The sequence below is a fragment of the Saccharothrix sp. CB00851 genome, assembly GCF_001905065.1.
Taxonomy (GTDB): domain Bacteria; phylum Actinomycetota; class Actinomycetes; order Mycobacteriales; family Pseudonocardiaceae; genus Actinosynnema.
Genome location: NZ_LWLC01000001.1, coordinates 839767 through 847971 on the forward strand (window position 1 = coordinate 839767; position 8205 = coordinate 847971).

Sequence of the window (8205 nt, forward strand, 5' to 3'; positions counted from 1 at the left end):
TCAAACCCACTGTTCGGGTTACGGGGTGACGCGTGCCCCGCCACGTTGTGTGTCGCTCGATCGAGTGCGGCAGGATCGGGGTATGTCGCTGCGCCTGCACGCCCCCGTCGTCCTGCCCTGCGATCCCGCCTGCACCGTCCTGCGCGACGCCGTGGTCGACGTCGTCGACGGCCGGATCGCGTACGTCGGCGCGGAGGCCGGCGCGCCCGAGTTCACCGGCGAGGTCCGCAGGCTGAGCGGGATCCTGTTGCCGGGCCTGGTGAACACGCACGCCCACAGCCCGATGGTGCTGCTGCGCGGGATGGGCGGCGACCTGCCGCTGCTGCGCTGGCTGCGCGAGGCGATGTGGCCCGCCGAGGCGAAGATGAAGCCGTCCGACATCCGGGTCGGCATGCTGCTCGGCGCGGTGGAGATGCTGCGCAACGGCGTGACCACGAGCGCGGAGATGTACTTCCACGGCGAGCAGCTGGCGGACGCGGTGCTGGCGGCCGGGTCGCGGGTGCTGTTCGGTGCGGCGATCATGGACCTGCCGGGGATGCCGTGGCGGCCGATGACCGACGAGATCACCCGGTGGATCGACGCCGACGGGCTGCGGTTCGGGCCGGACGAGCGGGTCGAGCTGAGCTACGGGCCGCACTCGGCGTACATCCTGTCGCCGGAGGCGCTGGGCGAGATCGCCGGTGAGGCGCGCGAGCGCGGGGCGTTGGTGCAGGTGCACGTGGCCGAGTCCCCCGAGGAGGACGTCGAGCAGCGGGCGTCGCACGGGTCCGTGCCGCGGTTGCTGGAGCAGGCGGGCGTGCTGGGCGGGCGGGTGCTGTCGGCGCACTCCGTGCACCTGTCGCCGGAGGACGTCGCGATCTACGTCAAGCACGGCGTCGGGATCGCGCACTGCCCCGGGTCGAACACCAAGCTGGCGTCCGGGATCGCGCCGCTGCGGTCCTACCTGGACGCGGGCGTCGCGGTCGGGCTGGGCACGGACGGGCCCTCGTCCAACGACGACCTGGACCTGTTCGAGGAGGCCAGGTTGGCGGCGCTGCTGGCGCGGGTGACGTCGCAGGACGCGACCGCGATGCGGGCGGCGGACGCGTTGCTGCTGGCCACGCGCGGCGGTGCGGCGGCGTTGGGCCGCGACGACCTCGGTGCGTTGGAGCCCGGTCGGTGGGGTGACGTCGTGCACGTGGACGTGGACGACCCGGCGTTCGCCACGGGGTTGGACGCGCCGGACGAGCAGGTGCTGGCGAACCTGGTGTGGGCGTCGGGCACGCGCCGGGTCAAGGACGTGTGGGTGGCGGGCAAGCAGGTCGTGGCCGAGGGTGAGACGACCAACGTCGACCGGCGTGAGGCGCAGGCGGGCGTGCGCGAGGTGGCGGCCCGGCTGCGGTAGGTCAGCGGGGGCGGGGACGGACGACGATCTCGGTGAAGTGGGCGTCGTCGCCCGCGTTGACGGCGGTGGCGACGGCCTGTGCGACGGAGTCCGCGTGCAGGTAGAGGTGCGGCTGGTAGTCGCCGCTCTCCTGTGCGCGGACACCCCGCTGCATGTCGGTGTCGACGCGTCCGGGGTGGATGGACGTGACGCGGAGGTCTTCTTCTTCGGCGCGCAGGGCGTCACCGAAGGCCCGCAGGGCGAACTTGCCGGCCGCGTAGACGCCCCATTCGGGATTCGCACGCAGGCCCGCGCCGGAGTTGATCAGCACGACGTGGCCGCGGTTGGCGCGCAGGAGCGGGAGCGTCAGCCGGGTGAGCTCGGCGACGGCGATGACGTTCACTTCGAGCGTGCGGCGCCAGACGTCGGCGGTGGCCTCGGCGAGCGGGCCGAGCTCGGCGATGCCCGCGCTGTGCACGAGGACGTCCAGCCGGGTGAGGTCGGCGGTCGCGGCGGCCAGGGCGTCGGCGTCGGTCAGTTCGACCGGCCAGGGACGGGCGGAATCCAGCGACCCCGCCAGTTCCTCCAACGCACTCTCGTCCCGACCGCCGAGCAGCAGGTCGTGCGTCGGCGCGAGCACACGGGCAACCGCCGCACCGATGCCACGCGAGGCACCGGTGATCAGGGCAACGGGACGACTCATGCGCCGAGCCTAACCAACCCGAACCCGCTGTCTGCGACGTGCCCGCACCAAGGGTCAACCCCGGAACAAAGGATCAAGAGCTCGAAAAGGTCGGCGGGATGACACGAACCCCTCGCATTGAGTAGCGAGCGCATCGCAGCCGCACCTTGCCCGCCAAGGGGATCCCTTGCTTTTATTCTGCCACAAGCGACCGACAAGATCGCGGCGTCGGGATTGGCCTGTGGACAAGTCCCTTGCCTGTGGACAAATCGGTGGAGGGCTCGGGCCCGGTGGCGCGAGCCCTCCACCTCGGGGTCAGCCGCAGATGCGGCCCTTGTCCTTCTTCCACACCGCGACCACGGACGGGCGGGGTTGGGTGGTGCCGCCGTCCGGCCAGTGCGACAGCGGGTTGTTGGCCGACGCGCCGTCGATCTCACCGGGGTGCTGCACGGCCACGAGCACGAAGTCGTCCTCGATCACCGGACCGCACGTCTCGGCGCCCTTCGGCACGGTGAGGAACTGCTTCACCCGACCGCGGAACGGGCCCTCGACCGGCACCGCGAACAGGCCGTCGTTGGACTTCAGGGCGTTTCCATCAGTCGAGATCCACAGGTTGCCCTGGGCGTCGAACGCGACGTTGTCCGGGCACGAGATCGGCGAGACCTGGGTCTTGTCGTAGCCGCCGAAGTACGTGTCCGGCGACGTCGGGTCGCCGCACACCAGCAGCAGCTTCCACGAGAACGACGTGGCGGTGTTGTCGCCGCGGCGCTCCTCCAGCTCCAGCACGTGACCGTGGCGGTTGTTCAGGCGCGGGTTCGGCTCGGTGGCGCCTTCCTTGCCCGCCTTGCCGCGGTCGGTGTTGTTGGTCAGCGCCGCGTACACCCGGCGGTTGCGCGGGTTCGGCTCGACGTCCTCGGGGCGGTCCATCTTGGTCGGGCCGACGGCGTCGGCCGCGAGCCGGGTGAAGACGTAGACCTCCTCGGCGGTGAAGCCGGGCACGAACGACCGATCACCGCTGGCCAGCGGGATCCACTCGCCGGTGCCGTCGAACTCGCCGTCGGCGGGCAGCTTGCCGGTGCCGTCGATCTCGGCGACCGGGCTGTCGCCGGTGAACTTCGCGACGTACAGCGTGCCCTTGTCGAGCAGCTTCTTGTTGTGCTCGCGGGCGTGCTTGCTGCGGCCCGGCTTGTACTTCTCGTCGGAGACGAACTTGTACATGTAGTCGAAGCGCTCGTCGTCACCCATGTACGCGACCACACGGCCGTCGCGGGCGACGATCACGTTCGCGCCCTCGTGCTTGAAGCGGCCCAGCGCGGTGTGCTTGACCGGGGTCGAGTCCGGGTCGAGCGGGTCGATCTCGACGACCCAGCCGAACCGGTTGACCTCGTTGGGCTCCTGCGCCACGTCGAAGCGCTTGTCGAAGCGCTCCCACTTGCGCTCGGACGCCGCGCCGCGCAGGCCGTAGCGGGCCAGCCGGGCCGCGGCCACCGGGTCGGTGATCGAGCCCGCGTTGGCGAAGTACTGGTTGAAGTTCTCCTCGCCGGACAGGATCGTGCCCCACGGCGTGACGCCGCCCGCGCAGTTGTTCAGCGTGCCCAGCACCTTCGTGCCGGTCGGGTCGGCCGAGGTCTTGAGGTACTTCGAGCCGGCGGCCGGGCCGGTGACCTTGAACTCCGAGGTCGCGGTGAGGCGGCGGTTGTAGCGCCGGTCCAGCTTCGGCTCCAGCTTGCCGCTGCGCCGGTCGCGCTCGACCTTCACCACGGACAGGCCGTGCGCGGCCCACGCGATCTCGGTCTGCTCACGGGTGGGGTTGGCCGCGTCCCAGTTCTTGAACAGGAAGTCCTCGGAGGTGTACTCGTGGTTGGCCACCAGCACCCACTCGTCGTGGCGGCCGACCGGCACCAGGCCGACGAAGTCGCAGTTGTAGCCGAACTGCTTGGCCTGCGCCGCCGCGCTCTGGCGGTCGAAGTCGAACGCGGGCGCGCCGGGCATCACCGGGTCGCCCCAGCGCAGCACGACACCCTGGTCGTAGCCCTCGGGCGTGACGACCCGGTCCTCGGTGTTGGGCGCGACGGCGGCGAAGTTCAGGCCGTCCCGGCGGCGACCGCCACCCAGGTCGGCGTCGACCTCGACCTCGGGCTTCGCGGCGGCGGTGCCGGCACCGACCAGCCCGACACCCGCACCCGCGACGGCGAACACCGCGCCGGCCTTGAGCAGGCCACGCCGACGCACGACCTCGCCGACGACGTCACCGAAGTAGGTGTTGTCGGACGTGTTGGGCGCCTCGTGCGCGCACGCGTCGCCGCAGCGGTACTTGCAGGTGATCGCCGAACGCCCGAGGGGGTGGTTGGGCAGCAGGGGCAGCAGGCGCCGCCCCGGATCGGTGGATGAGGACACACGGACCTCCGAGATCGCTCAGTGGGAACCGGGCGACCGTAAGAGGGCAAGTCCTCCTGCAGCGGACTTCGAAGTGAACGCGAGGCGAACACATCGATCGTTAACCAGCCGATACCAGCAGCTCACACGGGGTGTCGTCGGCCGGTCGCGGATCGTCACCCCCGCTCGCGCCACACCGCAACGACCGCCGAACGCGGTTGGGAGTCGCCGCCGTCCGGCCAGTGCGAGACCGGGTTGTCCGCGCTCGCGCCGTCCACCTCGCCGGGGTGCTGCACGCACACCGTGACCACGCGGTCGCCGATCACCGGACCGCACGTCTCCGCACCGCGCGGCACGGTGAGGAACGCCTTGAGGTAACCGCGTTGCGACCCGGACACCGGCACCGCGTAGAGGCCGTCGTTGCAGCCGTTGAGCGCGCCACCCGAGTCGCTGGAGATCCACAGGTTGCCGTACCGGTCGAACGCCACGTTGTCGGGACTGGAGATCGGCGACACGCGGCTCTTGTCGTAGCCCGCGAAGTACGTGTCCGGTGACGCCGGGTCGCCGCACACCAGCACCAAATTCCACGAGAACGCGAGCGCGAGGGCGTCGCCGCCGCGTTCGGTGAGCTCCAACACCTGGCCGTGCTTGTTGTTCACCCGCGGGTTCGGCTCGGTCGCGCCTTCCTTGCCCTCCTTGCCGCGGTCGACGTTGTTGCTCAGGGCGCAGTAGACGACCCCGGTGTGCGGGTGGGTCTGGATGTCCTCGGGGCGGTCCATCTTCGTCGCGCCGACCTTGTCCGCGGCGAGCCGGGTGAAGACGTAGACCTCCTCGGCGGTCATGCCCGGCACGAACGAGCGCGTGCCGCTGACCAGCGGGATCCACTCGCCGCGGCCGTCGAACCGGCCGTCGGAGGGAAGCCTGCCGGAGCCGTCGACCTCGGCGGGCGGGCTGTCACCGGTGAAGCGGGCGACGTAGAGCGTGCCGTCGTCCAGGAGGGTCATGTTGTGCCGGCGGGCGGCTTTGCCGTGCCCCTTGCGGACCTTGCCGGTGGAGATGAACTTATAGATGTACTCGAACCGTTCGTCGTCCCCGGAGTAGGCGACGACCCGGCCGTCACGGGCGACGCGGACGTTGGCGCACTCGTGCTTGAAGCGGCCGAGCGCGGTGTGCTTGACCGGCGTGGCGTCGGGGTCGGTCGGGTCGAGTTCGACGACGTAGCCGAAGCGGTTGGCCTCGTTGGGCTCCTTGGTCAGGTCGAACCGGTCGTCGAAGCGCTCCCACTTGCGGGTGGTGGCCGTGCCCGTGATGCCGTAGCGGGTGAGGCGTGGGTCGGCGAGCGCGTCGGCGTTGGCGAAGTACTGGTTGAAGTTCTCCTCGCCGGACAGGATCGTGCCCCACGGCGTGACGCCGCCCGCGCAGTTGTTCAGCGTGCCGAGGACGAGGGTGCCGGTCGGGTCGGCCGAGGTCTTGAGGTACTTCGAGCCCGCCGCCGGGCCGGTCAGCCGGAACGGCGTGGTGGCCGTGATGCGGCGGTTGTAGCGGGAGAACCTGGTGGTGAGGCGGCCGTCGCGGGCCTGGTCGACGCGCAGGACGGACAGGCCGTGCGCCGCCCAGGCGATCTCGACCTGCTCGCGGGTCGGGTTCTCCGGGTCGTAGCCGCGGAACATGAACGGCTCGCCGGTGTACTCGTGGTTGGTGACCAGCAGGTTCGTCCGGCCGAGGGCGTCCAGCGGCAGCAGCGCCGCGAAGTCGCAGTTGAAGCCGAACTGGCGGGCCTGCGCGGCGGCGGTCTGGTGGTCGAAGTCGAACTCCGGCGCGTCGGCGAAGAGCGGGTCGCCCCAGCGGATCACGACCTCGTGGCGGTAGCCCTCGGGCACCACGACGGCGTCGAGCGTGTTCGGCGCGACCGGTGCGAAGTCCAGGCCAGGGGGTGACGGCTCGGTCCCGGCGCTCGCGACGCCGGTGCCGGCGAGGGCCGCGACGACGACGCCGGCCTTGATCGCCGTGCGCCTGCTGACCAGGTCGCCGAAGTAGGGGTTGGCCGAGGTGTTCGGCACCGCGTGGAAGCACGCGTCACCGCAGCGGTACTCGCAGGTGATCGCCGCGCGGCCGGCGGAGTGGTTGGCCAGGAGCGGAAGGTGTCGCACCACGTCGCGGACCTCCTACGGTCGGTACGGAACCAGCCGACAGTAGGCCGGCGTTCACCCGTTGTTAACCCGTCGTTCGGTGAGCGTCGGGGATCCCTTCGGGGTGCGGTCGACAGCCGGGAGGCGGTGATCGCACTACGGTCAGGGGTGTGGATGCGGTGGTGTTCGACCTCGACGGCGTGCTGGTGGACTCCGAGCGGATGTGGGACGAGGTGCGGCAGGCCTTCGCCGCCCGGCACGGCGGCACGTGGCCGGCCGCGGCGACCCGGGCGATGCAGGGCATGAGCACACCCGAGTGGGCGACGTACCTGGTGACCGAGGTCGGCGTCCGGCTGACCCCGGCCGAGACGGCGTCGGGCGTGATCGGCGAGATGGCCGAGCGCTACGCCGAGGGCCCACCCGTGCTGCCGGGCGCGGTGGGCGTCGTGCGCGAGGTGGCGTCCCGCTACCCGGTGGCCATCGCCAGCTCCTCCCCGCCGGTCCTGATCAAGTCCTTCCTCGCCGCGACCGACTTGACCGACGTCGTCCAGGTGGCGATCTCCAGCGAACAGGCGGGCGCGGGCAAGCCGGCGCCGGACGTCTACCTGCTGGCCGCCTCGAAGCTGGGCGCCGACCCGACCCGCAGCGCCGCGGTGGAGGACTCGACCAACGGCCTGCGCGCCGCCCTGGCCGCCGGCATGACCGTCTACGCCGTCCCGAACCCGCACTTCCCCCCGGACCCGGCGGTGTTGGCCCACGTCACGGTGTTGCGCGACCTCTCCGACCTGCCCACTGCGCTGCGGACCGCCTAGCGTTGCCGACCATGGAACGACGAGTTGCCGTTGTCACCGGGGCGGCGCAGGGGATCGGGGCCCGGGTGGCCGAGGTGTTGCGCGGGGATGGGTACGAGGTGGTCGGGTTCGACCTCGGGGAGACCGAGGGCGGGGTCGTCGGGGACGTGTCGTCGCCGCACGACGTGGCCCGGGTGGTCGAGCGGGTCGGGGATCGGGTGGACGTGCTGGTCAACAACGCGGGCATCGCGGGGATCGTGCCGTTCGAGGACACGTCGCTGGAGCAGTGGGAGCGGATGGTGGCGGTCAACCTCACCGGGCCGTTCCTGCTGACGCAGGCGTTGGGGCGGGTGATGCTGGCGCGCGGTCGGGGTGCGGTGGTGAACATCGCGTCCGTGGCGGGGTTGCGCGGTGTCGCGGACCGGGCCGCGTACAACACCACCAAGCACGGGTTGATCGGGATGACGCGCACGCTCGCCGTGGAGTGGGGCGGGCGCGGGGTCCGGGTCAACGCGGTGTGCCCCGGCTGGGTGAAGACCGAGATGGACGTCGAGTCGCAGGCGGGCGGGCACTACGGCGACGCCGACATCACCGACCACGTGCCGATGGGCCGGTTCGCGACGCCCGACGACATCGCGCAGGCCGTCGCCTTCCTGGCCGACCCGGACCGCAGCGGTTTCGTCAACGGGGTCGCGCTGCCGGTGGACGGCGGGTGGACGGCCGACGGGTCGTGGCAGTCGCTGCGGCTGTCCAAGCGCTGAACAGCGAGAACCCCCTGCACGAACGCGTGCAGGGGGTTCCGACCAGCTCAGCGTTCCACGTCGCCGCGGATGAACGCCTCGACCGCCTCGTGCGCCTCGGAGT

The 8205-nt window shown here is 71.3% G+C and carries 6 protein-coding genes; 3 read left to right on the forward strand and 3 right to left on the reverse strand.

The annotated features are described in order from the left end of the window. The first annotated feature begins 82 nt into the window (after positions 1-82). Positions 83-1384: an amidohydrolase family protein gene (locus A6A25_RS04210; RefSeq protein WP_073886308.1), complete on the forward strand. Its 1302-nt coding sequence runs from the start codon at positions 83-85 to the stop codon at positions 1382-1384. Position 1385: 1 nt separating this feature from the next. Here the strand turns inward: A6A25_RS04210 and A6A25_RS04215 are convergent, their stop codons facing one another. The 3 genes from A6A25_RS04215 to A6A25_RS04225 all read right to left on the reverse strand — a co-directional run bounded on the left by A6A25_RS04215 (position 1386) and on the right by A6A25_RS04225 (position 6571). Further along, on the reverse strand, positions 1386-2066 hold the full coding sequence (locus A6A25_RS04215) for an SDR family oxidoreductase (protein ID WP_073886309.1): 681 nt from the start codon (positions 2064-2066) through the stop codon (positions 1386-1388). Between the two features lie 294 nt (positions 2067-2360). After that, the gene (locus A6A25_RS04220) at positions 2361-4442 is read right to left on the reverse strand and encodes a PhoX family protein (RefSeq protein WP_073886310.1); all 2082 of its coding nucleotides are present in this window, start codon (positions 4440-4442) and stop codon (positions 2361-2363) included. A gap of 155 nt (positions 4443-4597) precedes the next feature. Then, positions 4598-6571: a PhoX family protein gene (locus A6A25_RS04225; protein WP_073886433.1), complete on the reverse strand. Its 1974-nt coding sequence runs from the start codon at positions 6569-6571 to the stop codon at positions 4598-4600. 149 nt (positions 6572-6720) lie between these two features. On the opposite strand from A6A25_RS04225, the gene A6A25_RS04230 reads away from it, so the two are divergent. Together A6A25_RS04230 and A6A25_RS04235 are read left to right on the forward strand one after the other, a co-directional pair. After that, positions 6721-7362: an HAD family hydrolase gene (locus A6A25_RS04230; RefSeq protein WP_073886311.1), complete on the forward strand. Its 642-nt coding sequence runs from the start codon at positions 6721-6723 to the stop codon at positions 7360-7362. A gap of 11 nt (positions 7363-7373) precedes the next feature. Then, on the forward strand, positions 7374-8102 hold the full coding sequence (locus A6A25_RS04235) for an SDR family NAD(P)-dependent oxidoreductase (RefSeq protein ID WP_073886434.1): 729 nt from the start codon (positions 7374-7376) through the stop codon (positions 8100-8102). Positions 8103-8205: the final 103 nt, after the last annotated feature.

What these genes read in the sequence shown, in the direction of transcription:
- A6A25_RS04210 (WP_073886308.1), top strand. Translation starts at nt 83, where the DNA reads ATGTCGCTGCGCCTGCACGCCCCCGTCGTCCTGCCCTGCGATCCCGCC.
- A6A25_RS04215 (WP_073886309.1), bottom strand. Translation starts at nt 2,066, where the DNA reads ATGAGTCGTCCCGTTGCCCTGATCACCGGTGCCTCGCGTGGCATCGGT.
- A6A25_RS04235 (WP_073886434.1), top strand. Translation starts at nt 7,374, where the DNA reads ATGGAACGACGAGTTGCCGTTGTCACCGGGGCGGCGCAGGGGATCGGG.